The organism is Streptomyces sp. NPDC029164 (genome assembly GCF_055563995.1).
Window position 1 is genome coordinate 87,668 of sequence record NZ_JBVHWW010000022.1, and the last position, 23,407, is coordinate 111,074.

Consider the following 23,407-nt stretch of genomic DNA (forward strand, 5'->3'; position numbering starts at 1 on the left):
TCCCGACCACCACTGACAACTGGCCTGGCGTCATGCGTCCCGGCGCCGCACCGAGACCCACCCGGCGACGACCGCGGCCGCCGCCCACAGCGCCATCACACCGAGTCCCGTCCAGGGCCCGACGAGGTCACCGGCCTCCATCCGCATCATCATCTGCCCGGCCCGGTCCGGCAGGAGCTGGGCCGCGCCCTCGGCACGGGCTCCGATGACGAAGGACACCAGCAGCACGAAGGGTATGAGCAGGCTGAGCACGACCGCCGCGCTCCGCAGGACGGCCGTCAGCCCAGCCGCGAACAGCGTCATGAGCGTCAGGTACATCCCGCAGCCGAACACGGACCGGAGAGTGCCCGGGTCGCCCAGCTCCATGGCGTACGGCCCCATGAACACCTGGCCGGCCACGAAGGTGAAGAAGGCGGTGATCTGCCCCATCACGCATGCGAGTGCCCCCACCATGGCCATCTTCGACAGGTAGAAGCGGGTGCGGTTCGGCACGGCGGCCAGCGAGGTGCGCAGGGCTCCGTTGTGGAACTCGGCGGACAGCGCGTTCGCCCCGAAGGCGATCGCCGCTATCTGGCCGAAGTTGAGCCCGTAGTAGGCCGCGAGCAGCCTGTCGTCACCCATGCTGCCCTCTTCGGACTGGCCTATCGCCGCGGCGGTGAGCGCCTGGATCCCGGCGGTGGCGACGAAGATGGCGAGGTAGGCCCCTATGGTGCCGCGGAGGGACCGCAGCTTGATCCATTCCGAGTGCAGGACGGGCAGGGTGGGCACAGCGGAGCTCATGGCGAACCTCCTGAGTGGGTAAGGGGAGGGAAGGATCAGCGGGTTGCGGTGAACTGGGCGTGGTCGGCGGTGAGGTCCAGGTAGGCCTGCTCCAGCGAGGCCCGGTCGTCGGCGAGTTCCAGCACGGGCACGCCTTCCCGGGCTGCCAGGCTGCCGACCTGGTCGGCCTGTATGCCCTCGACGGTCCACCGCCCGTTCTCCCCGGTCACCAGCTCGAAGCCGTCCCGGGCCAGCGCGGCCCGCAGCCGAACCGGGTCGGAGGTGCGCAGGCGCACCCTCGGGGTGCTGCGGGCGTCGATGAACTCCTCCATCGAGGTGTCGGCGAGCAGCCTGCCGTTGCCGAGCACGACCAGGTGGTCGGCGAGTGCCGAGGTCTCCGACATCAGATGACTGGAGACGAGGACGGTGCGTCCCTCGGCGGCCAGACCTCGCATCAGCTCGCGGATCCAGATGATGCCTTCGGGGTCGAGGCCGTTGGCCGGCTCGTCCAGCAGCAGCACCCCGGGGTCGCCCAGCAGCGCGGCGGCTATGCCCAGGCGCTGGCGCATGCCGAGCGAGAAGGACTTGACCCTCCGCCCGGCCACGGAGGCTATCCCGGCCTGCTCCAGGACCTCGTCGACCCTCCGCATCGGGATCCGGTCGGCCGCCGCGAGGAACCGCAGGTGGTTTCGGGCGGTGCGGCCGCCGTGGGCCGCCTGCGCGTCCAGCAGCGCGCCCACCCGGTGCAGCGGGTCGGGGAAGTCGGTGAACCGCCGCCCGCCGATGGTGGCCGTACCGGACGTGGCCCGGTCCAGGCCCAGCAGCAGGCGCATCGTGGTGGACTTGCCGGCGCCGTTGGGTCCGAGGAAGCCGGTGACCCGTCCGGGCAGGACGTCGAAAGTGAGGCCGTCCACCGCACGGTGGGTGCCGTATGCCTTGGTGAGTTCTCGGATCTCGATGCTGTTCATGGCTCAAGATTCGCCGCCGGCCCCACCCGCCTTCCTCCCCCATGCGAGGGTGCCGTCTCCCCCACGTGGGGGAGACGCCCGCGCGGCGCCGGCTGTCACGATGAATGCATGTACCGACTGCTCCGAGCCCCGCTCCAACCGGTGACCTACTCACGCTGGTTGCACCTCTGCGTGCCCATCCTGCTGGTGGCCCTCTGGATGTTCATAGGGCCGGAGAAGCCGTGGGTTCCGTTGCTCATCGCGATTCCGCTCGGGCTGGTCCCCTGGGTGCGGCTGGTCGAGGGGCTGCAGGCGCGGTTCCTGCTCACCCCGCACGACTGGGACCGCTCCGAGGGCACCATCAGCGCGGTCCCCTCCAAGCGGTGGAACGACCGGTGGCGGACCCTGCTCTGGCTGGAGGTGCGGCTCGTCCTCGCGGGAGGCGCCTGGGTCCCGACCGTGTGGCTCCCGGCCATGACGGTCGAGCTGGTCTCGATCGCGATCGGGCATCCGCTGGGCGGGGACCTCATGCTTCCCTTCGTGCCCCCTCGGTGGGCCGCCGCGTTGCTGGTGCCGGTGCCGCTGGTCCTGCTCATCGTCATAGTGGTCCTGCTCGGGGAGCTGATCACCGCGATCGCCCAGCGGCTGCTGGGGCCTTCGGCCGCCGAGCGGCTCACCGCGCTGGAGGCCCGGACGGAACAACTGCTGGAGCGGAACCGGATCGCACGCGAACTGCACGACTCCATCGGGCACGCGCTGACGGTGGCGGTGGTGCAGGCGGGAGCCGCCCGGGCGGCCGGCGACCCGGAGTTCACGGACCGGGCGCTGTGCGCGATCGAGGAGACGGGCCGGGCCGCGCTGGAGGATCTGGAACGGGTGCTGGGAGTCCTGCGGGAGTCGGGGCAGCCGCCGTCGCAGCGGCCGACGCTCGTGGAGGCGGACCGGCTGCTGGAGTCGGCCCGGGCCTCCGGGGCGGCGGTGGACGCGCAACTGACCGGCCCGCTGGACAAGTTGCCGGGTCCGGTCACCCGGGAGGGGTACCGGATCCTTCAGGAAGCGCTCACGAACGTCCTGCGTCACTGCGGTCCGGTGCCCGTCCGGGTGAGGATCGAGATGGCCGGGGGCCGGCTGGACCTGGAGGTGTCGAACCCGCTGCCGACGGGGCCGGCCCTGACGCAGGGCAGCGGGAGCGGGCTGCGCGGGATGCGGGAGCGGGCCGCGTTGCTCGGCGGGGAGGCCGAGACCGGTCCGTACGAGGGCAGTTGGAGGGTGCGCGCCCGGCTTCCGCTGGAGCGAATACGCTGACCGGATGCCGGTTACCGTACTGCTCGTCGATGACGAACCCCTGGTGCGCGCGGGTCTGCGCGCCGTCCTGGACTCCCAGCCCGACATCGAAGTGGTGGGCGAGGCCGCGGACGGGGCCTCCGTGGTCCCGCTCGTCCGGCAGCTCAGGCCGGACGTGGTGGCGATGGACGTGCGGATGCCGCTGCTCGACGGGATCGAGGCGACCCGTGCGGTCCTGCGGACGGTGGACTCCCCGCCGAAGATCCTCGTGGTCACCACCTTCGAGAACGACGAGTACGTCTACCAGGCGCTGCGGGCCGGAGCCGACGGGTTCCTGCTGAAGCGGGCCCGTCCCTCGGAGATCGTGCACGCGGTGCGGCTGGTGGCGGAGGGCGAGACGCTGCTCTTCCCGGCCGCGGTGCGGGCCCTGGCCGCGGAGTACGGGAACCGGAAGGCCCGGGCGGTGCTGGAGCGGGCCGCGCTGACCGAGCGGGAGGAGGCGGTGCTGCGGCTCATGGCGCGGGGGCTCACCAACGTGGAGATCGCGGCCGACCTGATCATCGGCACGGAGACGGTCAAGTCCCACGTCAGCGCGATCCTGGCGAAACTGGGGGCGCGGGACCGCACCCAGGCCGTGATCATGGCGTACGAGTCGGGGTTCGTCTCGCCGGCCTGAGGAAGAGCTGATTCCGGCCGATGGGGGGCCGCTTCTCGCCGCCGCACCGGGGGCGCAGTACGATCCGGCTGACAAGCTCGCTAGCTGGGAGGACACACGTTGGGGCAGCTGACCGGCGGGGACCCCTCTCTGCTCCGGCGGATCAATTCCGCCGTCGTGCTGCGCGCGCTGCGCACGGCCGGATCGCCGACCCTCACCGACCTCACACGGCTGACCGGGCTCTCCCGGCCGACCGTCGAAGGTGTCGTGGAGGGGCTGATCGGGACCGGGCTCGTCGTCGAGGCCGATGCGGAGGAAGGCGCGCGACGCCAAGGACGGCCGGCCAGGCGGTTCCGCTTCCGGGCCGAGGCGGGGCACCTGCTGGGCATCGAGATCGGTTCGCACCGGATCGCGGTGCTGCTGTCCGGACTGGACGGCCGCGTCATCGGCGCGGGCACCAAGGAGGTCGCGGAGGACGCGTCCGCGGACGAACGGCTCGAGCGGGTGCGGGCGGCCGTAGCCGATCTGCTGCGCCGCGCCGGCGTCCCGCGGGACTCCCTGCGGGCGGTCGGGGTCGGCAGCCCCGGGATCGTCGAGGCGGACGGCACGGTCCGCCTCGGCACGGCGCTGCCCGGCTGGACCGGGCTGCCGCTCGGGGAGCGGCTGCGCCGCTCGTTCCGCTGCCCCGTGCACGTGGAGAACGACGCCAACGCGGCGGCGGTCGCCGAGCACTGGAAGGGCGCCGCGCGGGACACCGGCGACATGGTGTTCGTGATGGCCGGGCTCAGTCCCGGTGCCGGCTCGCTGATCGGCGGCCGGCTGCACCGGGGCTTCGGCGGGGCGGCCGGTGAGATCGGCGCCCTGCACCTGCTGGGCCGCGAGGTCACGCCCGAGCGGCTGCTGTCGACCACCGGCGAGCCCCTGCACCCCCTGGACGAGCCTGCCGTCGCCGAGGTCTTCGCGATGGCCAGGCGGGGCGACGAGCGCGCGGTGGCCGCCGTGGAGCGGTTCCTGCAGCGGCTGGTCCACGATGTGGCGGCGCTGGTCCTGGCGATGGACCCGGAGCTGGTGGTCGTCGGCGGATGGGCAGCCGGGCTCGACGGAGTCCTGGAGCCCCTGCGCCGGGAGCTGGAACGCTACTGCCTGCGCCCGCCGCGGGTGGCCCTCTCCCTGCTCGGCGAGGCCGCGGTGGCGACGGGCGCCCTGCGCCTCGCGCTGGACCACGTCGAGGAAGAGCTCTTCGCCGTGGAGAAGACGGTCACGGCCCACCGCTGACCGCCGCTCCCCGGTCCCGCCGAGGCCGGCCGGGCCGTGCCGGCCCGGACCCGGTCCCGGCCCGCGGGGTCAGGAGGCGACGCGGGGTTCGTGGGTGATCTCGACGTTGCCCGAGTCGCCGAAGGTGAGGCGACAGGTGTCGGCGCGGTAGGTGGCCACCGAGACGGCGGCCGTACCGGCGGCGGTGAAGTAGCGGGTGGTGACCAGGAGGACCGGGGCGCCGGGCAGGCGGTCCAGTTCCTTGGCGTCGTCGGCGCGCGCGGAGCCGAGCTCCACCGAGCGGTCCTGGCCGTCGAGGACCAGCCGCTGCAGTTCGCGCAGAACGGCGCGGGCACGGGCCGGTCCGGACGGGGCCTCGATCGCGGGGAGTCCGGGCACCGAGGCGGCCGGAACGTAGAGCAGCTCGGCGGCGACGGCCTGGCCCTGCGCGACCCGGGTGCGGCGCACCGTGTGCACCGGCTGCTCGGCGGCGAAATCCCCACCGGTGCCGAGGAGCTTGAGCACCGCGGCGGGCGGCAGGCTCTCGGCCGCGTCCACCGGCTCCCAGCCTTCGGCGCCGTCGCCGGGCCAGCTGTGCTGCGCGGTGCCGACGGCGACGCCCAGGCGCGGCGGGGCGACGGTGGTGCCGACGCCGCGGCGGCGCTGCAGCCGGCCTTCCAGCTCAAGCTGCTCCAGCGCCTGACGCAGGGTCGCACGGGCGACGCCGAAACGGGCGGCGAGTTCACGCTCGTTGGGAAGCACCTCACCGACCGCGAAGTCCTGGTCGAGCGCCTCGCTGAGGACGGTCTTGAGGTGCCAGTACTTCGGCTCCGGCGCCGTTTCGAGCTGCGTGGTCCCCACCCTGACTCCTCCTGCCGTCGCTGCACTCGCCGTGTGTTCCAGCGGCAGTTCCGCGCCTTTGTTTATTAAAGGTTCCTGCACTATCCCTGCGACGATAGGACGGCGCACCCCCTTGGTCAAGACCAATGGTCATCCCTTTGCCGGGCAGATCGGGCATACGTATCAAGCCGTTCACGGGATGTTCTCGTGTGCTCCGAAGGCTTGTAGTCAAGGGCTACCGGACGGTAATCATGGCGGTAGGCCCTACTGACAGCCTGTCTCGCACGCGTCCCACCGACGAGGAGCAGCAGCATGACCGCCACGGTCTCCTTCACGTTCGACTCGCCGCTCGGCCCCCGCACCACCACCGTCGCCTACGAGCGCAAGGGCTCCGGCGAACCGCTTCTCCTGCTGCACGGCATCGGCCACCACCTCCAGGCCTGGCAGCCGGTGACCGACATCCTGGCCGCCGAGCACGAGGTGATCGCCGTCGACCTGCCGGGCTTCGGCGCCTCGGAGCCGCTGCCGCAGGGGGTTCCGTACACCCTGGGGACCGTGGCCCCCGCGCTCGGGGCGCTCTGCGCGGCCCTCGGCGTCGAGCGCCCGCACGTCGCGGGCAACTCGCTCGGCGGGCTGCTCGCCCTCGAAATGGGCCGGAACAAGCTCGTCCGCTCCGTCACCGCCCTGTCCCCCGCCGGGTTCTGGACGGAGGGCGAGCGCCGCTACGCCTTCGCCGCCCTCCTCGCGATGCGGGCCGGCGCCAAAGCCCTGCCCCTGCCCGCGGTACGGCGGCTCTCGCGCAACGCCGCCGGCCGGGCCGCGCTCACCGGCACCATCTACGCCCGCCCGTCCCGCCGTTCGCCCGAGGCCGTGGTCGCCGAGACGCTCGCCCTGCGCGATGCCACCGGTTTCGAGGAGACGTTGGCCGCCGGCGGTTCCGTACGGTTCACCGAGGACGTGCCCGGCCTGCCGGTCACCATCGCCTGGGGGACGCACGACCGCCTGCTGCTGCGCCGCCAGGGCGTGCGCGCCAAGCACACCGTCCCCGACGCCCGGCTGGTCCGGCTCCCCGGTTGCGGCCACGTCCCGATGAACGACGATCCGGCGCTCGTCTCGCGGGTGATCCTGGACACGGCCCGCCGCGCGAGCCTCGTGACGGCCTGAGCGGCTGCCGGGGGACCGCCCGCGGCGCCTCCCGACAGGCCGGGCGAGGACCAGGCGAGGGCCCCGCGGGAGGCGGTACGAAGTACCGGGCGGCCGAACGGATGAGCGGCTGACGGCTGTTCATCCCAGGTTCGCGTGGGCGACGCGGCCGGGCCGGGGTGCGGCGGCACGCTGGTCCGACCCGTCCTCGCCGGCCCCTGGAGACGCACCAATGGCATCGATGCCGCACACCCGACGGACCCTCATCGGGGGTTCCCTCGCCCTGTCCTCCGCGCTGTTCACCGCTCCGGCACTCGCCGCCCCCGCCTTCGCCCGCTCCGGCCGGCCGAAGGCGCTCTGGGGCGTCCAGTCCGGCGAGATCACCGCCCACTCGGCCACCGTCTGGACCCGTTCCGACCGCCTCGCGCGGATGTACGTCGAGACCTCCCCGAGCGAGGCGTTCCGCTACGCCGTACGCCGTCACCGCGGCCCGCTGCTCGGCCCGTCGAGCGACTTCACCGGGACCACCGTCCTGCGCGACCTCCCGCCCGGCCAGCAGATCCACTACCGCGTCGTCCTGGCGGACCCCGACGACCCCCGCCGCACCGCCGAGCCCGTCCACGGGACCTTCCGCACCACGCCGGTCTCCCGCCGCCACGACGTGCGCTTCCTCTGGTCCGGGGACCTGGCGGGCCAGGGCTGGGGCATCAACCCCGACCTCGGCGGCTACCGCGTCTTCGACGAGATGCGGCTGCGCAACCCCGACTTCTTCCTCTTCAGCGGAGACACGATCTACGCCGACGGGCCGATCAAGGAGTCCGTGCCCCTGCGCGACGGCGGCCTCTGGCGCAATGTGACCACCGAGGAGAAGGCGAAGGTCGCCGAGACGCTCGCCGAGTTCCGCGGGAACTTCCGCTACAACCTGCTCGATCGCAACCTCACCGCCTTCAACGCCCAGGTTCCCGTCCTCGCCCAGTGGGACGACCACGAGGTGCGCAACAACTGGTACCCGGGCCAGCTGATCGACGACCCCCGCTACACCGTCAAGGAGGCAGACACCCTCGCCGCCCGCGCCCGCCAGGCCTTCGGCGAGTACTTCCCCGTCACCGACCTGCGCGGCGGCCGCGCCGAGGGCCGGATGTACCGGGTGATGCGGTACGGCCCGCTGCTCGACGTCTTCGTGCTCGACATGCGCACGTACCGTGACGCCAACTCCCCCAACACCCGGACCGAGGACCCCGTCGGCATCCTCGGCCCCGAGCAGCTGGCCTGGCTCAAGCGCGAGCTCTCCCGCTCCCGCGCCACCTGGAAGGTCATCGCCGCCGACATGCCGCTCGGCATCGTCGTCCCCGACGGGGCCACGAACTTCGAGGCCGTCGCCCAGGGCGACCCGGGCGCCCCGCTGGGCCGCGAGCTCCAGATCGCCGAACTCCTCCGCCACATCAAGCACCAGCGCATCACCGGCACCATCTGGCTCACCGCCGACGTGCACTACACCGCCGCGAACCACTACGCGCCCGAACGGGCCGCCTTCACCGACTTCGCACCGTTCTGGGAGTTCGTGTCCGGCCCGATCGGCGCCGGCGGCTTCCCGGCCGGACGGCTCGACGCCACCTTCGGCCCGGAGACGGCGTACGTCCAGTCGGCCCCCTTCGCCAACATGTCGCCGTCGGAGAACCCTCCGTACTACGGCGAGGTCGACATCGACGGCGGCAGCGGGGAGCTCACGGTCCGGCTGCGCCGCAAGGGCGGCGGCGTACTGTTCACCAGGACGCTCCAGCCCGGCCGCGTGGGCCAGTAGGGCCGGACCCGGCGGGCGCCGCGCCCACCTTCGTTTCCGGAAATGGCCCGGAAAACTGGATGAAATCGGCCAGATGGACACTTAACCAGTCGGTCACAGATCGTTCGTGATCACGCAACACCCCTGGGCCACAGTGGTGTGCATGACTGACCGTAGCCTCGCCTCCGCCCAGCGTCCCCACCGCCACCACTGGCGCCGCGACCTCGTCGAACTCGCCGCCCTGTTCTGCGCCGTCGCGGTCGCCGACGCCATCGCCAATCTCGTCGCGCACGGTCCGAGGGGCCCGATCCTGCTGGTCGCCTCGGCCGTCGCACTCCTGGTGACAGCCGCGTTCCACACCTGGTGGGCACGGCGGCACAGCCATGCGCCGCCGCCCCGGAGCACAGTGCCCGGTGCTACGACGCCGCCCGCGGCCGCGGCCTCCGGCCCGAGTGCCCCGGCGACCGCCACCACCAGCCTGTGGCGGATGCGCACGACCGTACGGGACGAGCCCGGCTCCCTGGCAGCCGTCTGCACCGCGCTCGCCCGCAGCGGCGTCGACATCCTGACCCTCCAGACTCACCCGCTGCCCGAGGGCGGCACGGTCGACGAGTTCCTGCTGCGCGCCCCGCAGCAGGTGACCTCCGCCGATCTCACCCGCGCCATCTCCGGGGCCGGCGGCCACAGCACCTGGATCGAGCGCGCCGACGCCCACGACCTCGTCGACACCCCGACCCGCGTCCTCGGGCTGGCCACCCGCACCGCCCTCGACGCCGCCGAGCTCCCCCTCGCGCTGCGCCAGCTGCTCGGCCGCTGCACCATCCACTCGATCCCGGCGACCACCCTCTCCGGCCGCCCCAACCTCGGCGCGGACGCGCCCGTCGAAGGGGTCCTGGAGGCCACCGTCATGCGGCTGCGCGACCCCTCCGGCGGCGCGATCACCGTGGAGCGGCCCTACCTGCCCTTCACCCCGACCGAGTTCGCGAGGGCCCGCGCCCTGGTCGAGCTCGACGCCCGGCTGGGCCCCCGCGTCCCGCGCAGCCAGGACGTGCTGACCCTGCCCGAGGGCAACGAGATCACCGTGCGCCGCGCCGACGGCTCCGACCAGGCGGCGGCCCGCGCCATGCACGACCGCTGCTCCGATCGCACCCTCGGGCTGCGCTACCACGGGCCGGTCGCCGACGCCGACCGCTACCTCGGCCACCTGCTGAGCCCCCGCTTCGGCCGCACCCTCGCCGCCACCACCGCCTCCGGGAAGCTCGTCGCCCTCGGCCACCTGCTGTGGGACGGCGACGAGACCGAGGTCGCCCTGCTCATCGAGGACGACTGGCAGCGCCGCGGCATCGGCTCCGAGCTGCTGCGCCGGCTCATCTCGATGGCCGTCGAGGCCGGCTGCGACAGCGTGTACGCCGTCACGCGGGCCGCCAACACCGGCATGGTCGCCGCCATGCGCGGCCTCGGCCTCCCCCTCGACTACCAGATCGAGGAGGGCACCCTGGTGATCACCGCCCGGCTCGACGCCACCCCGGTCAGCTCGCGCCTGCCCTACGAGCTCCCCCGCGAGCTGCCGCACGACCAGCAGGCCGCCGCGCGCCGCCCGCACTGAGGTCCCGTCGCGCCGCCCGCACCGAGCGCCCGGACCGGCCCGCGGACCCCGCCGCGGTCCGGTCCGGTCCGGATCGCCGGAAGCCCGTACGAACCGCCCGTAACGGGACGTCCGGCAATCGGATGGACAGCGTCCGCGGTCCTTCGGATCCGGCCGGAATCGGGGCGCGCCGGCATCCCCCCGCCCCTCCAGCGCGACGCGAACTCACTTGCGCCAAAGGGGGGTTGATTTCCTCCCGTACGCCCCGCAGGACCGACCCCGGTCCACGTCGGAAGGCTGACGGCAATCTGTGATGACGGAAGCCCGTCGCACATACGAAGATGGCCGCATGTCAGAGATCCTCCAGAACGGCAACGCACCTCGACTGCCCCGCCAGGTGGCCGACGCGTACGTCGATGCCCTCATCGCCCTCGACCCGATCACGGGCACCTATCTCGGTGTCGCCGCGAGCTCCACCAAGCTTCCGGACTTCTCGCCGGCGGGTCGCGCGGCCGTCGCCGAGCTGGCCCGCGACACGCTCGCCCGCCTCGACGCCGCCGAAGCGCTGCCGGGTGCCGAGAGCGACGCCGAGCGCCGCTGCGCCCGCCTGCTGCGCGAGCGCCTCACCGCCGAGCTCGCCGTCCACGAGGCCGACGAGCACCTGAGCGCCGTCAGCAACATCCACGGTCCCGCTCACGAAGTCCGTGAGGTCTTCACCCTGACCCCCTCCGACACCGACGAGGACTGGGCGGCGATCGCCGAGCGCCTGCGCGCCGTCCCGGCCGCCTTCGCCGGCTACCGCGAGAGCCTGGGGCTCGGCCTGGAGCGCGGCCTGTACGGCGGCCCGCGCGCCACCGCGACCATGATCGGCCAGCTCGGCGCGTGGGCCGGTGAGGGCGGCGAGGGCCACGAGGGCGGTGCCTTCTTCGCGGAGTTCGTCTCCGCCGGCCCGGACACCCTGCGCTCCGAGCTGGACGCTGCCGCCGCCGGCGCCACCGCGGCCGTCGTCGAACTGCGCGACTGGATGAGCGCGGTGTACGCCCCGGCCGTCGAGGGCCAGCCGGACACGGTGGGCCGCGAGCGCTACGCCCGCTGGTCGCGCTACTTCAACGGCACGGACCTCGATCTGGACGAGGCCTACGCCTACGGCTGGGCGGAGTACCACCGGCTGCTCGCCGAGATGAAGACCGAGGCGGCCAAGATCCTCCCGGGCGTCGGCCCCTGGGAGGCGCTGAAGCACCTGGACGAGCACGGTACCCACATCGAGGGCGTGGACGAGGTCCAGGCCTGGCTGCAGGGCCTGATGGACGAGGCCATCGAGAACCTCGACGGCACCCACTTCGAACTCGCCGAGCGCGTCCGCAAGGTGGAGTCCCGGATCGCCCCGCCGGGCGGCCCCGCGGCCCCGTACTACTCCTCCCCCTCGGAGGACTTCTCCCGCCCGGGCCGCACCTGGCTGCCCACCATGGGACAGACCCGCTTCCCGGTGTACGACCTGGTCTCCACCTGGTACCACGAGGGCGTGCCGGGCCACCACCTGCAGCTCGCGCAGTGGACGCACGTGGCGGACCAGCTCTCCCGCTACCAGGCCACCGTGGGCTGGGTCAGCGCCAACTGCGAGGGCTGGGCCCTGTACGCGGAGCGGCTGATGGACGAGCTGGGCTACCTGAAGGACGCCGAGCAGCGCCTGGGTTACCTGGACTGCCAGATGATGCGCGCGGCGCGGGTCATCGTGGACATCGGCATGCACGTGGGGCTGCGGATCCCGGACGACTCGCCGTTCCACCCGGGCGAGAACTGGACGGTCGACCTGGCGCAGGAGTTCTTCGGCCTGCACAGCGGCCGGCCGGCCGACTTCATCGAGAGCGAGCTGACCCGCTACCTGTCGATGCCGGGGCAGGCGATCGGCTACAAGCTGGGCGAGCGCGCCTGGTTGCTGGGCCGCGAGAACGCGCGGGCCGCGCACGGCGAGTCCTTCGACCTGAAGGCCTGGCACATGGCGGCGCTGTCGCAGGGCTCGCTGGGGCTGGACGACCTGGTGGACGAGCTGTCGAAGCTCTGACGGCGCGGCCGGTGCCGCCCGGCGCGAACGGCTGACGGGCCGCTTGTCTCCCCCGGGGGACGAGCGGCCCGTCCGCGTGGGACAGCACGACGTCCTCGTCAAGCGCTCACGCCTCGTAAAGCGCTCACGCCTCGTAAGGCGCTCACGTCAGCAGCCGCAGTCGTCCGAGTCGGTGGGCGCGGTCAGCGGGTCGGCCTCGGCGCGCTGCTGGTTGCCCTGCCAGGTCTCGACCTCGAAGCCCTCGCGGATCCAGTACTCGATGCCGCCGAGCATCTCCTTGACCTGGAAGCCGAGTTCGGCGAGGGCGAGGGCGGAGCGGGTGCCGCCGTTGCAGCCGGGGCCCCAGCAGTACGTCACCACCGGGACGTTCCTGTCCAGGAGCCGCTCGGCCTGCTCGGGGATGAGGGCCGTGGGCAGGTGGACGGCGCCGGGCACGTGGGCCTGGTCCCACGACGGGGTGGAGCGGGAGTCGACGAGCTGGAAGCCGAGTTCGGCGCCCGTCTCGCGGTGGGCCTTGAAGGCGCTCGCGACGTCCGAGACGTCCGCGTGGAAGGCCAGGCTCGCGGCGAAGTACGCGGCGGCCGCGGCCGGGGAGGCCGGGGGCACCCGGAGCACGGGGTTGGCGGAGGCGGTGGCGGAGGCAGCGGCGGAGGCGGTGGCGGAGGCAGCGGCGGAGGCGGTGGCGGTGTTCTTCGTCGTCGTCATGGCAATAAATCTACGATTTGTTGATCACCCCCGGAAGCGACTTTCCCCGGCCCTTTGCTTGCCCTGCCGGGGAATCCCCTGCTAGACCGGCCCCATGACCGACTATTCCCCTGACGCCACCGACTGGCGCATCCTCGAAGCCCTCCAGCGGGACGGCCGCGCCAGTTTCACCGAGCTCGCCCGGTCCGTGTCCATGTCCGCGAGCGCGGTCACCGAGCGGGTCCGACGGCTGGAGGAGACCGGCATCATCACCGGCTACACGGCGGTGGTGGACCCGGAGAAGCTCGGCAAGTCGATCCTCGCCCTGGTGCGGCTGCGCTATCCGCACGGCAATTACAAGCCCTTCCACGACTTCCTGGAGGCCACCCCGGAGATCCTGGAGGCCCACCACGTCACGGGCGACGACTGCTTCGTCCTCAAGGTCGCGACCCGCTCGATGGGGCACCTGGAGGAGGTCACGGGCCGGATCTCGGGGCTCGGTTCGGTGACGACGAGCGTCGTCTACTCCTCTCCGCTGCCCCGGCGGCCGCTCAGTCCGTGAATGCCGCCGTGCGGTGGCGCACCACGGAGCCGCCGCGCTGCTTGACGATCTCCAGCTGGGCCTGGACCCGGGTGCGCAGGTCGGCGACGTGGCTGACGATGCCGACGCTGCGGTCCCGCTCGCGCAGCGAGTCCAGTACGTCGAGCACCTCGTCCAGCGCCTGGTCGTCGAGGCTGCCGAAGCCCTCGTCGATGAAGAGGGTGTCGAGGCGCATGCCGCCCGCCTCGTCGGTGACCACGTCGGCGAGGCCCAGCGCGAGGGCGAGCGAGGCGAAGAAGGTCTCGCCGCCCGACAGGGTGGCGGTGTCCCGCTCGCTGCCCGTCCAGGCGTCGACCACGTGCAGCCCGAGGCCGGAGCGCCCGCGTCCGCTCGCCCGCGCGTCGGAGTGGACCAGGGTGTAGCGGCCGCCGGACATGCGCAGCAGCCGTACCGTCGCGGCGGCGGCCACCTGCTCCAGCCGGGCGGCCAGCACGTAGGCCTCCAGCCGCATCTTGCGCTCGTTGTCGGCGGAGGTGCCCGCGGTGAGTCCGGCCAGCCGGGCGACGCGGTCGTACGCCTCCCGCAGCGGGCCGAGTGCGCGCAGTTCCTGCTCGGCCTGCCGGGAGAGCCGGTCCAGCTCCGTGCAGCGCACCCGGGCCGCGTCGGCGGCCGACCCCGCCGTACGGAGCCTCGCCGCGGTCTGGGCCGCGTACGCCTCGGCCCGCTCCGGTTCGGCCGGGGGCCGTGCCGCCGCTTCGGCGGCGCCCGTTTCGCCGCGGCGGTCGGCGAGGAGGGCCTCCTCCGTCTGCCAGGCGTCCAGCCGGTGTTGCAGCGCGGTGCGTTCGTACTCGGGGAGCACCGCGTCGGCGGCGGCCTCGATCGTGTCGAAGCCGGCCTTGAAGGCGGCGTCGGCGAGCTGGTCGTCGGCCTCCTTCAGCCGGGTGGCGGTGCCCTCGGCACGGCGCAGCGCCCCGGCGGCGGCCGAGACCATCCGGACCCGGTCCTCCAGGGTGCGCGCGCGGGCGGCGACGGTTGGCGCGCCGTCCCGTACGAGGGTCAGTTCGGCCTCCAGGGAGGCCTGTTCCCGGTCCAGGGCCTCGCGGCGGGAGGCCCGGGCGGCGGCCCGGGTCTCGGCGCCCTGCCGCTCCGCGCTGCGCGTGGCGTGCTCCCGTTCGGCGCGGGCGAGCTGTTCCCGGGCGGAGTGCAGTCCGGCGGCCGCGGCGTGGGCGGCGGCGTGCCGCGCGCTCAGGTCCGAGGTGAGGGCGAGGATTTCGGCGGTGGTGGCGTCCCCGGCGGCGGCCGCGGCCTCGGCGCGGGCCTCCCGGGCGGCGGCGAGCCGGCGTTCGACGGCGGCCCTGGCCTGCTCGGCCCGCTCGAAGAGGCCGTGGGCGGCGTCCTCGGCGGCGCGGTCCACGTGGCCGGGGGCCGGGCGGGCCGGAGCGGGGTGTTCCGCGGACCCGCACACGGTGCAGGCCTCCCCCGCCACCAGGGCCTCGGCGAGTTCGGCGGCGATCCCGCGCAGCCGGGCCTCCTTGAGCTCCAGCCAGCGCTCCCGGGCGGCGGCCGACTCCTCGCGCAGGGTGAGCAGTTCGGCCTCGGCACGCTCCGCGTCCGCGGCGAGCTCGTCCCTGCGGCGGGCGGCGCCCAGGTGCATCCGGGCGGGTTCCAGCCGGCCCGCGAGCTGCTCGGCCAGGGTGGCGGCCTGCTGGGCGGCGTCCGCGCGCTCCTGCAGGGCGGTCCGGGTCGCCCCCCAGCGCTCCAGCCACTCGGCGGACTCCTGGTGCTGTTCCTCGGCGGCCCGGGATTCCCGTTCCAGGTCGGCCCGCTCGCGGCCGATCTCGGAGCTGCGCTGTTCGGCCCGCTGGGCGGCGCCGAGTGCGCCGAGGTCCTCGCGCAGCCGCTGTTCCACGGCGGCGAGCTGCTCGGTGCCCGCCTCCTTCAGCTGCGGCGGGAGTTCCGCGCGGGTGGCGGCCTCCGCGTGCGCGGCGGCGAGGTGCGCGGCGGAGGCGGCGCCGCGCAGTTCCAGGGCGGGGGCGACCAAGGCGCCGCGCCGGGCCCGGTCCAGCAGGTCGCGCACCCGCTCCCGCTCGGGCTCGGCCGCGGCGAGCAGGGCGGCCCGGCGGACGGTCTCCGCGTGCCGGCGCTGGAGCCTGTCGAGCTCGCGCGCGTCCTCGGCGGCCCGCCGGGCGGCGTGGTGGCGGCTCTCGACGGCGGCGAGCGCGTACTCGGCGACGTCCAGCCGCTCCCGGGCGGAGCAGCGGGCGACGGCCGCCCACGCGCGGACCGCGCCGGCGAGCCCGGGATCCCCGGGCTGGTGTCCGGGCAGCGGCCAGGCCCGCAGGTCGGCGCTGTCCCCGGCGGCCTGGGCGAGCCGCTGCGCGGTGTGCAGGACCTTCTCGTCGCCGGCCCGGACCTTGGCCTCGGCGGCCCGGCGGCGCTCCCCGAGCAGGGCCTCGACGGCGGCGAAGCGGCGGGTGTCGAAGAGGCGGCCGAGGAGCCGGCCACGGGCGGCCTCGTCGGCCCGCAGGAACTTCGCGAACTCCCCCTGCGGCAGGAGGACGACCTGGCAGAACTGCTCGCGGCTCATGCCGAGCAGCTGCTCGATCTCCTCGCCGATCTCCTGGTGGGAGCGGCTGAGCGGCTCCCAGCCCTCGCCGGTGTGCTCGCGCAGCCGGCTCTGGGCCTTGTCCTTGGTGGTGCCGGTGCCGCGCTTCTTGGGGCGGTCCTGTTCGGGGCGCCGGGTGATCTCCAGCCGGCGGCCGCCCGCGGTGAGTTCGAGGGTGACCTCGGTGGGGGTCCCGGCGGACGCGTGGTCGCTGCGCAGGCTGGTGCCGGGGGCCTGGCGGGGGCCGGGCACGGAGCCGTAGAGCGCGTAGCAGACGGCGTCGAGCACGGAGGTCTTGCCGGCTCCGGTGGGCCCGTGCAGCAGGAAGATGCCGGCGCCGGACAGCGCGTCGAAGTCGATCTCCTGGGGCTCGGCGAAGGGCCCGAAGGCGGTGACGGCCAGCCGGTGCAGCCTCATCGGTGGGTCTCCTGACGGCTGTCGTCGGCCCGTACGTCGTCGAAGGCGCCCTGGAGGACGGCCCGTTCGGCCTCGTCCGCCCGGCCTCCGCCGCGCACGTGGGCGACGAAGTCCTCGGCGATCTCCTGGTCGCTGCGGCCCCGCAGCCGCTGGGCGTAGGAGGAGCCGGACTCCTCCTCGCGGCCCTCGGGGTCGAAGGCGAGGCTCAGGGTGTGCGGGAAGCGGGCGGCGAGCCGGGCCATGGGGTCGTCGGGGCGTACCGGGTCGGTGAGGGTGGCCTCGACCCAGGCGTCCTCGTGCACCGCGTGCGCCTGGTCCGCCAGCAGGTCGTCGAGGCGTCCGCGCAGCCGCGCGAGGGCGCGCGGTACGGGGGTGTCGATGCGCTCGGCGCCGCCGATCTCACCGTCCGCGCCCAGTTCGATCAGCCACATGGTCTTGCGGTGGTGGACTTCCGAGAAGGAGTAGGCGAGCGGGGAACCGGAGTAGCGGACCCGTTCGTTGATGGTCTGGCAGCCGTGGAGGTGGCCGAGGGCGGCGTAGTCCACCCCGTCGAAGACGGAGGCGGGCACGGCCTCGACCCCGCCGACGGTGATGTCGCGCTCGCTGTCGCTGGACTGCCCGCCGGTGACGAAGGCGTGTGCCAGGACGACGGAGCGGGTGCCGGGCGCGCGGGCGGCCAGGTCGGCCCGGATCCGGTCCATGGCCGCGCCCAGTACCGCCTCGTGGCTGACCTTGTCCGCGCTGAACTCGTCCTTCACCAGGGCCGGTTCCAGGTAGGGCAGCCCGTAGAGCGCCACCTCGCCGTGTACGTCGGCCAGTACGACGGGCTCGGCGCAGCCGGCCGGGTCGGTCCGCAGGTGGATCCCGGCGCGGTCGATCAGTCCGGCGCCGACGCCGAGCCGGCGCGCGGAGTCGTGGTTGCCGGAGATCATCACGGTGGGCACGCCGAGGTCGGCGAGCCGGTGCAGGGTCCGGTCGAACAGCTCGACGGCGGGCAGCGGGGGCACGGCCCGGTCGTAGACGTCACCGGCGACGAGGACGGCGTCGACCTCGCGCTCGCGGACGGTCTCGACGAGGTGGTCGACGAAGGCGGCCTGGGCGCCGAGCAGGTTCACCCGGTGGAAGGCCCGGCCGAGGTGCCAGTCCGAGGTGTGCAGGAACTTCACTCGCCGGCCCCGCCGCGCATGCCGTCTCCCCCTGGTCGTCTCCCGCTCGCTGAACCCCTCTACGCTAACCCGTCCCCGGGGGCGCTCAGGGCGCGTACGTCTCTCCGCCGAGGGTGAGACCGGCGGTGCCCGCCGTGCTGTCGGCGAGCCAGGCCTCGAAGGCGGGCAGGTCCGTCTCCGGGAGGGCGACCTCGATCTCCACCGCGGAGCCGTAGCGCAGGTCCACCACGGCCCGGCCGGTGGCGCGCAGGTCGTTCTGGGTCTTGCCGGCCCGCTGGTGGTCGACGGTGACGGTGGCCAGCCGGTAGCGGCGCCGGGTGACGGTGCCGAGCTCGTCGAGCGCCTCGCCGACGACTCCGCCGTAGGCCCTGATCAGGCCGCCGGCGCCGAGTTTCACGCCGCCGTAGTAGCGGGTGACCACGGCGACGGCGTAGCGGATGTCGCGGCGCATGAGCATCTGCAGCATCGGGACCCCGGCGGTGCCGCCGGGCTCGCCGTCGTCGCTGGCCTTCTGGACGGAGGCGTCGGCGCCGATCACGTAGGCGAAGCAGTTGTGCGTGGCGGTGGGGTGCTCCTTGCGGACGCGTGCGACGAACTCCTGCGCCTCCTGCTCGGTCGCGGCGGGCGCGAGCGAGCACAGGAACCGCGAACGGTTGATCTCGGACTCGTGCACGCCCTCGCGGGCCACCGTCGCGTACTGGTCTGCCTTCACCGCTCCACCCTACGGGGAATCGGACATGTGTCCTTTCGGTTGATCAGGCTGAACGGCAACGGCAGCAGACGCGAACGACGGACGAGAACCACAGGAGGCGGCGCCCGTGTACGGCGACCCGGCAACCATCCGCAAGATCCTCACCGAGCTCGGCGACACCTGGGCCGTGGTGGGCCTGTCGAACAACCAGGACCGGGCGGCCTACGGGGTGGCGCGCGTGCTCCAGCGGTTCGGCAAGCGCGTGGTCCCCGTCCACCCCAAGGCCGAGACGGTGCACGGCGAGCGCGGGTACGCCTCGCTGGCGGAGATCCCGTTCAAGGTGGACGTGGTGGACGTCTTCGTGAACAGCGAGCTGGCCGGCCCGGTGGCCGACCAGGCGGCCGCCGTCGGCGCCGAGGCCGTCTGGTTCCAGCTCGGCGTGATCGACGAGGCCGCCTTCGAGCGCACGCGCGCGGCCGGGCTGAGCATGGTCATGGACCGCTGCCCGGCGATCGAGATCCCCGCGCTCTAGGCTCCGGAGGGACGGACGGGCGGGATGGAGACGGCCATCGTCATCTCCATCGGCCCGGGCCCCTCGTTGCGGTAGGCGTGCGGCAGGTTCGCCTCGAAGGAGACGGCCCCGCCCGCGGGGACCGCGTACCGCTCGCCGTCCACTTCGAGGGTCAGCTCCCCCTCCGTGACGTGCAGCATCTCGAAGGCGCCGGCCGGGTGCGGGTCCGAGGCGGTCCCGTCGCCGGGCTCCAGCCGGTAGATCCACATCTCCACCGGACCGCGCCTGTCGTCGCCGAGCAGCATGCTCGCGCCGCTGCCCGCCTGGGATGACCACATCCGCACCCCCTGCCCGGGCAGCACCACGCGCACCTGCGGGGTGTGGTCGTGGTCGAGCAGCGTGGTGATGCTGACGCCGAGGGCGTCGGCCAGCTTGACGGTGGTCCCGACGCTGGGATTGGTACGGGCCTGCTCGATCTGGATGATCATCCCGCGGCTCACTCCCGCGCGGGCCGCCAGGGCCTCCAGGGTGAAGCCGCGCTCCGCGCGCCACCGCTTGAGGTTGCGGGCGAGTGCCTGGGTGAGCTCTTCGAGATCGGACACGGACCCCCACTCCATTTCGTCCAAGATATTGGATGCCACAGTCCAGTAAACTGAACTATCGTGCGGTGTATTCGATGCTGCACTCCACCGTTCACTGCACTGTACTGCGAGGCCCCGCATGACCGCCCTCTTCGCCCTGGCCACAGCCGTGTTGTGGGGCCTCGCCGACTTCGGCGGCGGGCTGCTGACCCGCCGGATACCGGCGCTCACGGTGGTCGTCGTCTCGCAGATCGTCGCCGTCCTCGTGCTCGGCGCGGTGGTGCTCGGCACCGGCGCCTGGCGGGAGGCCGGACCGCAGCTGTGGTTCGCGGTGGGCGCCGGCCTGGTCGGGCCGGTGGCGATGCTCAGCTTCTACAAGGCGCTCGCCCTCGGCCCGATGGGCGTGGTCTCCCCGCTGGGCTCCCTCGGCGTGGTCGTTCCCGTCACCGCGGGTCTGGTGCTGGGCGAGCGGCCCGGCCTCGGCCAGTTCGCGGGCATCGCGGTGGCCGTCGTCGGCATCGTCCTCGCCGGCGGTCCGGAGCTGCGCGGGGCGCCCGTCCAGCGGCAGGCCGTCGTCCTCACCCTGGTCGCGGCCTTCGGGTTCGGCGCGGTGATGGCCCTGATCGCGCAGGCGTCCGCCACCCTCACCGGGCTGTTCCTCGCGCTGTTCGTCCAGCGGGTCACCAATGTCACCGTGGGCGGCGCCGCCCTGTGGGCGCAGTCCCGGCGCGGCGTCCCGGCCCTGCCGGCGGGCACCGGCCCGCGGATCCTGTGGGGGCTGCTGCCCGCCCTGGCCTTCGTCGGCCTCGCGGACGTCGCGGCGAACGGCACGTACTCCCTCGCCGCCCAGAACGGCCCGGTCACGCTGGCCGCCGTCCTGTCCTCGCTCTACCCGGTGGTCACCGCGCTCGCCGCCTTCGCCGTGCTCAAGGAGCGGCTGCGCGGCATCCAGGCGGCGGGCGCCGGCCTGGCCCTGGCGGGAACGGTCCTCCTGGCCGCGGGCTGACCGGTCCCGGACCCCCGAAGAGAGGGCCTACGCCGGCTCGACCTGCGCCTGCTCGACCTGCGCCTGCTCAGCCTCCGCCAGCCGGGCCAGCCCGCGCAGCTGCTCCGGGGTCATCCCGTCCGGGATCGGCACCGGCGCCGGCGTGCGCAGCGGCGGCTGCCAGCCCGTCTCCGGCTCCCAGCGCCGTACGATGCGCGCCGGCGCCCCCGCCACCACGGCGTGGTCCGGCACCTCGCCCCGTACGACGGCCCCCGCGGCCACCACGACGTTGCGGCCCAGCCGCGCGCCCGGCAGGATCACCGCGCCGGTGCCGAGCCAGCACCCCGGGCCGATCTCCACGGGTGCGCTGCGCGGCCACTGCCGGCCGACGGGCTCGTGCGGGTCGTCGTAGCTGTGGTTCGTGGACGTGATGTAGACCCCGGGACCGCAGAAGGTGTTCGACTGGATGGTGATCCGGGCGTCGGCGATGACATGGCTGCCCCGACCGATGACGACCCCGTCGCCGAGCACCAGCATCGGCTCCGCGCCCAGGTCGAGGTCCGGCATCATCCCGGCGGTGAGGGTGACCTGCTCGCCGATGATGCAGTGCCCGCCGAGCCGGATCCAGGCCTCGCCGAAGATCGTGCCCTGCGGGAAGGCCAGCCGGGTGCCTTCGCCGATCGCCCCGAACCGCAGGGGCCCGGGGGTCTGCGCGGTGACAGCGCCGGCCCGCTGCATCCAGCGCCAGCCGGTGTGGACCGCGGCGCTCGCCAGCCGGCGGCGCAGGGCCGTCAGAGATGAGAACGTGTTCTGCTTTTTCGGCACCCGGCCACGGTAGTGCGCCGGGCGGCGGTCGTCCGGACCACCATCCTGTGATCTTCACCCCATCGCCGGGACGCGGGGCCGCGTGCCCTACGGTGCTGTTGGCGCGGCACCCGGACGACAGACGACAGACACACGGCAGAGGAAGACAACATGACGCACCAGGCGGCCCAGGCACTCGTGGCGGGTGTCGGCGGCAAGAACCCGGACATCGACCCGACGGCCTTCACCGCGCCCACCTCGGTCGTGGTCGGCGACGTCACCCTCGCCGCCGGCGCGAGCATCTGGTACTCGGCGGTGCTGCGCGCCGACTGCGGCCCGATCACGCTCGGCGCCGACAGCAACGTGCAGGACAACTGCACGGTCCACGTGGACCCGGGCTTCCCCGTCTCGATCGGCGAGCGGGTCTCCATCGGCCACAACGCCGTCGTGCACGGCTGCACCGTCGAGGACGACTGCCTGATCGGCATGGGCGCGACCGTGCTGAACGGCGCGGTCATCGGTGCCGGTTCGCTGGTCGCCGCGCAGGCGCTGGTCCCGCAGGGCATGGTCGTGCCGCCGGGCTCGCTGGTGGCGGGCGTCCCCGCCAAGGTGCGCCGCGAGCTGTCCGAGGAGGAGCGCGAGCACATCCGCATCAACGCCCTGATGTACGTGGAGCTGGCCAAGCAGCACCGCGACTCGGTCACCGTGGAGGGCCAGTAGGCCGTCTCTCTCGGATCCAGCGGGCTTCCCACACGGCCCGGAGTGCGGACAGGACGGCCACGTACTCCGGGTCGCGGTCGCGCCGGCCGTACTTGATGCCGCCGTCCACGTTGCGCTTGCGGCCCGCCATCGCGCCGAGCACGGTCTGCTTCGTGACCGCGGCGCCGCGCGCGAGCAGCTGCTCCACCATCGCGGAGTATCCGCAGGCGGCCGCCCAGTCGAGGGCGGTACTGCCCTTCATCCGCCCCTCGATGTCGGCGCCCCGCTCCAGCAGGAGATCCACGGTGTCCCGGTGCCCGCCCTCCACGGTGGCCGCGAGGATCAGCGGCACGTGGTGGAGCTTCCCCTCCGGACCGTCCGGGTCGACGCCGGCGTCGAGGAGGGCCCCTGCGACGTCCGTGTGCCCGTTCATCGCCGCCAGCGACAGCAGCCCCGACTCGTAGTACGGGCCGGCGACGAGCCGGGGGTCGGCGCCCGCGGCAAGGAGCAGCCGCACGATGTCCGCGTGCCCCGCGCACACCGCCAGGTCCAGCGCCCTGCGGCCGCCTTGGACCCAGTCGTCGACCTCGGCTCCCTCGGCCAGCAGGCGCCGCACCAGGTCCGTGTCCCCGGCCTCGGCGGCGCGTCCGAGCCCGTTCGCCAGCGCGTGGTAGTGGTCTTCCCGGCCCTCGTCCGACCAGTCCGGCTCCGGGCGCCCCGCCGCCGTCACTCGCCGACCGTCGCCCGCGCCTCCGACTGCGCGGGGACCTCGACCCCGGGCGCGCCCGCCTCGGCGGCCGCCTTCTTCATCCGGCTGCGCACCACCAGGGTCACCACGAGGCCGAACACCACGGCGAGGCCCAGGGCCAGCCAGGAGAACCGCTTCAGCCACGGCTCGGCGACGATGCCGACCGTGTAGATGACGGCGGTGGTGCCGCCCGCCCAGAGGATCCCGCCGAAGACGTTGGCGATCAGGAACTTCCAGTACGGCATGTGCAGCACGCCCGCCAGCGGGCCCGCGAAGATCCTCAGCAGCGCCACGAACCGGCCGAAGAAGACGGCCCACACGCCCCACTTCTCGAAGGAGCGTTCCGCCAGCGCCACCTGCTGCGGTCCGAAGTGCTTGGGGAAGCGCCGGCCCAGTTTCTCCAGCAGCGGCTTGCCGCCGCGGCGGCCGATCGCGTAGCCGATCGAGTCGCCCACGATCGCCCCGGTGATCGCGCAGAGCCCCAGGATCACGGGGTCGATCTCGCCGTGCTGTGAGGCCAGCAGCGCCGAGCTGACCAGGATGATCTCGCCCGGCAGCGGGATGCCGAGGCTCTCCAGCCCGATGACCAGACCCACCAGGAGATAGATGCTGACCGCCGGAATCGTCTCCAGCCATTCCTGGATGTGCACCGGTACGTCCTCCCGT

The 23,407-nt window shown here is 73.6% G+C and carries 22 protein-coding genes; 11 read left to right on the plus strand and 11 right to left on the minus strand.

The window, feature by feature from the left end; genetic code table 11:
• Positions 1-30 precede the first annotated feature (30 nt).
• Both ACZ4VT_RS21945 and ACZ4VT_RS21950 read right to left on the minus strand, forming a co-directional pair.
• Positions 31-780: an ABC transporter permease gene (locus tag ACZ4VT_RS21945; protein WP_467951892.1), complete on the minus strand. Its 750-nt coding sequence runs from the start codon at positions 778-780 to the stop codon at positions 31-33.
• Between the two features lie 35 nt (positions 781-815).
• Entirely contained in the window at positions 816-1,727 is a 912-nt protein-coding gene (locus ACZ4VT_RS21950; RefSeq protein ID WP_467951893.1) for an ABC transporter ATP-binding protein, read from the minus strand.
• Between the two features lie 108 nt (positions 1,728-1,835).
• Between ACZ4VT_RS21950 and ACZ4VT_RS21955 the strand changes: the two genes are divergently transcribed.
• From ACZ4VT_RS21955 to ACZ4VT_RS21965, 3 genes are all read left to right on the plus strand, one after another.
• A complete protein-coding gene (locus tag ACZ4VT_RS21955; RefSeq protein ID WP_467951894.1) occupies positions 1,836-3,011 on the plus strand; it encodes a sensor histidine kinase in 1,176 nt (391 codons plus the stop codon).
• A gap of 4 nt (positions 3,012-3,015) precedes the next feature.
• Positions 3,016-3,666: a response regulator transcription factor gene (locus ACZ4VT_RS21960; protein WP_351593790.1), complete on the plus strand. Its 651-nt coding sequence runs from the start codon at positions 3,016-3,018 to the stop codon at positions 3,664-3,666.
• Positions 3,667-3,765: 99 nt separating this feature from the next.
• A complete protein-coding gene (locus ACZ4VT_RS21965; protein WP_467951896.1) occupies positions 3,766-4,920 on the plus strand; it encodes an ROK family transcriptional regulator in 1,155 nt (384 codons plus the stop codon).
• A gap of 69 nt (positions 4,921-4,989) precedes the next feature.
• Here the strand turns inward: ACZ4VT_RS21965 and ACZ4VT_RS21970 are convergent, their stop codons facing one another.
• Entirely contained in the window at positions 4,990-5,760 is a 771-nt protein-coding gene (locus ACZ4VT_RS21970) for a GntR family transcriptional regulator (protein WP_467951898.1), read from the minus strand.
• 291 nt (positions 5,761-6,051) lie between these two features.
• Between ACZ4VT_RS21970 and ACZ4VT_RS21975 the strand changes: the two genes are divergently transcribed.
• From ACZ4VT_RS21975 to ACZ4VT_RS21990, 4 genes are all read left to right on the plus strand, one after another.
• The gene (locus ACZ4VT_RS21975) at positions 6,052-6,903 is read left to right on the plus strand and encodes an alpha/beta fold hydrolase (RefSeq protein WP_467951900.1); all 852 of its coding nucleotides are present in this window, start codon (positions 6,052-6,054) and stop codon (positions 6,901-6,903) included.
• Positions 6,904-7,123: 220 nt separating this feature from the next.
• Positions 7,124-8,683, plus strand: a complete 1,560-nt coding sequence (locus ACZ4VT_RS21980; RefSeq protein ID WP_467951902.1) for an alkaline phosphatase D family protein — start codon at positions 7,124-7,126, stop codon at positions 8,681-8,683.
• Positions 8,684-8,825: 142 nt separating this feature from the next.
• Positions 8,826-10,268, plus strand: a complete 1,443-nt coding sequence (locus ACZ4VT_RS21985; RefSeq protein WP_467951903.1) for a GNAT family N-acetyltransferase — start codon at positions 8,826-8,828, stop codon at positions 10,266-10,268.
• Positions 10,269-10,596: 328 nt separating this feature from the next.
• Positions 10,597-12,309 carry a DUF885 domain-containing protein gene (locus ACZ4VT_RS21990; RefSeq protein WP_467951905.1) on the plus strand — a complete coding sequence of 571 codons (1,713 nt, stop codon included), beginning with the start codon at positions 10,597-10,599 and terminating at the stop codon, positions 12,307-12,309.
• Between the two features lie 147 nt (positions 12,310-12,456).
• Here ACZ4VT_RS21990 and ACZ4VT_RS21995 read toward each other — a convergent pair whose 3' ends face one another.
• On the minus strand, positions 12,457-13,014 hold the full coding sequence (locus ACZ4VT_RS21995) for a rhodanese-like domain-containing protein (protein WP_467951906.1): 558 nt from the start codon (positions 13,012-13,014) through the stop codon (positions 12,457-12,459).
• A gap of 94 nt (positions 13,015-13,108) precedes the next feature.
• On the opposite strand from ACZ4VT_RS21995, the gene ACZ4VT_RS22000 reads away from it, so the two are divergent.
• Entirely contained in the window at positions 13,109-13,555 is a 447-nt protein-coding gene (locus ACZ4VT_RS22000; protein ID WP_467951908.1) for an Lrp/AsnC family transcriptional regulator, read from the plus strand.
• Here ACZ4VT_RS22000 and ACZ4VT_RS22005 read toward each other — a convergent pair.
• The 3 genes from ACZ4VT_RS22005 to ACZ4VT_RS22015 form a co-directional block, all read right to left on the minus strand.
• On the minus strand, positions 13,545-16,556 hold the full coding sequence (locus ACZ4VT_RS22005) for an AAA family ATPase (protein WP_467951910.1): 3,012 nt from the start codon (positions 16,554-16,556) through the stop codon (positions 13,545-13,547). The two genes, ACZ4VT_RS22000 and ACZ4VT_RS22005, sit on opposite strands and share 11 nt — an antisense overlap.
• The gene (locus ACZ4VT_RS22010) at positions 16,553-17,722 is read right to left on the minus strand and encodes an exonuclease SbcCD subunit D (protein ID WP_362807189.1); all 1,170 of its coding nucleotides are present in this window, start codon (positions 17,720-17,722) and stop codon (positions 16,553-16,555) included. Before ACZ4VT_RS22010 ends, ACZ4VT_RS22005 begins: the two co-directional genes overlap by 4 nt.
• An 85-nt stretch (positions 17,723-17,807) precedes the next feature.
• The gene (locus tag ACZ4VT_RS22015) at positions 17,808-18,434 is read right to left on the minus strand and encodes a YigZ family protein (protein ID WP_467951913.1); all 627 of its coding nucleotides are present in this window, start codon (positions 18,432-18,434) and stop codon (positions 17,808-17,810) included.
• A 106-nt stretch (positions 18,435-18,540) separates the two neighbouring features.
• On the opposite strand from ACZ4VT_RS22015, the gene ACZ4VT_RS22020 reads away from it, so the two are divergent.
• Positions 18,541-18,945: a CoA-binding protein gene (locus ACZ4VT_RS22020; RefSeq protein WP_467951915.1), complete on the plus strand. Its 405-nt coding sequence runs from the start codon at positions 18,541-18,543 to the stop codon at positions 18,943-18,945.
• On the opposite strand, the gene ACZ4VT_RS22025 is transcribed toward ACZ4VT_RS22020, so the two are convergent.
• On the minus strand, positions 18,942-19,526 hold the full coding sequence (locus tag ACZ4VT_RS22025) for a helix-turn-helix domain-containing protein (protein ID WP_467951916.1): 585 nt from the start codon (positions 19,524-19,526) through the stop codon (positions 18,942-18,944). The genes ACZ4VT_RS22020 and ACZ4VT_RS22025 overlap by 4 nt on opposite strands.
• 118 nt (positions 19,527-19,644) lie before the next feature.
• Here ACZ4VT_RS22025 and ACZ4VT_RS22030 point away from each other — a divergent pair, with 118 nt between their 5' ends.
• Positions 19,645-20,511 carry an EamA family transporter gene (locus tag ACZ4VT_RS22030; RefSeq protein WP_467951918.1) on the plus strand — a complete coding sequence of 289 codons (867 nt, stop codon included), beginning with the start codon at positions 19,645-19,647 and terminating at the stop codon, positions 20,509-20,511.
• Between the two features lie 27 nt (positions 20,512-20,538).
• Here the strand turns inward: ACZ4VT_RS22030 and ACZ4VT_RS22035 are convergent, their stop codons facing one another.
• Complete coding sequence (locus ACZ4VT_RS22035) at positions 20,539-21,315, minus strand: acyltransferase (protein ID WP_467951920.1); 777 nt, start codon at positions 21,313-21,315, stop codon at positions 20,539-20,541.
• 150 nt (positions 21,316-21,465) lie between these two features.
• On the opposite strand from ACZ4VT_RS22035, the gene ACZ4VT_RS22040 reads away from it, so the two are divergent.
• Entirely contained in the window at positions 21,466-22,014 is a 549-nt protein-coding gene (locus tag ACZ4VT_RS22040) for a gamma carbonic anhydrase family protein (RefSeq protein ID WP_467951921.1), read from the plus strand.
• Here ACZ4VT_RS22040 and ACZ4VT_RS22045 read toward each other — a convergent pair.
• Both ACZ4VT_RS22045 and ACZ4VT_RS22050 read right to left on the minus strand, forming a co-directional pair.
• Positions 21,995-22,723, minus strand: a complete 729-nt coding sequence (locus ACZ4VT_RS22045; RefSeq protein ID WP_467951923.1) for an ankyrin repeat domain-containing protein — start codon at positions 22,721-22,723, stop codon at positions 21,995-21,997. The genes ACZ4VT_RS22040 and ACZ4VT_RS22045 overlap by 20 nt on opposite strands.
• The gene (locus ACZ4VT_RS22050; protein WP_467951925.1) at positions 22,720-23,391 is read right to left on the minus strand and encodes a DedA family protein; all 672 of its coding nucleotides are present in this window, start codon (positions 23,389-23,391) and stop codon (positions 22,720-22,722) included. Before ACZ4VT_RS22050 ends, ACZ4VT_RS22045 begins: the two co-directional genes overlap by 4 nt.
• Positions 23,392-23,407: the final 16 nt, after the last annotated feature.

What these genes read in the sequence shown, in the direction of transcription:
- ACZ4VT_RS21950 (WP_467951893.1), bottom strand. Translation starts at nt 1,727, where the DNA reads ATGAACAGCATCGAGATCCGAGAACTCACCAAGGCATACGGCACCCAC.
- ACZ4VT_RS22000 (WP_467951908.1), top strand. Translation starts at nt 13,109, where the DNA reads ATGACCGACTATTCCCCTGACGCCACCGACTGGCGCATCCTCGAAGCC.
- ACZ4VT_RS21995 (WP_467951906.1), bottom strand. Translation starts at nt 13,014, where the DNA reads ATGACGACGACGAAGAACACCGCCACCGCCTCCGCCGCTGCCTCCGCC.
- ACZ4VT_RS21960 (WP_351593790.1), top strand. Translation starts at nt 3,016, where the DNA reads ATGCCGGTTACCGTACTGCTCGTCGATGACGAACCCCTGGTGCGCGCG.
- ACZ4VT_RS21955 (WP_467951894.1), top strand. Translation starts at nt 1,836, where the DNA reads ATGTACCGACTGCTCCGAGCCCCGCTCCAACCGGTGACCTACTCACGC.
- ACZ4VT_RS21990 (WP_467951905.1), top strand. Translation starts at nt 10,597, where the DNA reads ATGTCAGAGATCCTCCAGAACGGCAACGCACCTCGACTGCCCCGCCAG.
- ACZ4VT_RS22030 (WP_467951918.1), top strand. Translation starts at nt 19,645, where the DNA reads ATGACCGCCCTCTTCGCCCTGGCCACAGCCGTGTTGTGGGGCCTCGCC.
- ACZ4VT_RS21975 (WP_467951900.1), top strand. Translation starts at nt 6,052, where the DNA reads ATGACCGCCACGGTCTCCTTCACGTTCGACTCGCCGCTCGGCCCCCGC.
- ACZ4VT_RS22040 (WP_467951921.1), top strand. Translation starts at nt 21,466, where the DNA reads ATGACGCACCAGGCGGCCCAGGCACTCGTGGCGGGTGTCGGCGGCAAG.
- ACZ4VT_RS22005 (WP_467951910.1), bottom strand. Translation starts at nt 16,556, where the DNA reads ATGAGGCTGCACCGGCTGGCCGTCACCGCCTTCGGGCCCTTCGCCGAG.
- ACZ4VT_RS21980 (WP_467951902.1), top strand. Translation starts at nt 7,124, where the DNA reads ATGCCGCACACCCGACGGACCCTCATCGGGGGTTCCCTCGCCCTGTCC.
- ACZ4VT_RS21945 (WP_467951892.1), bottom strand. Translation starts at nt 780, where the DNA reads ATGAGCTCCGCTGTGCCCACCCTGCCCGTCCTGCACTCGGAATGGATC.
- ACZ4VT_RS21985 (WP_467951903.1), top strand. Translation starts at nt 8,826, where the DNA reads ATGACTGACCGTAGCCTCGCCTCCGCCCAGCGTCCCCACCGCCACCAC.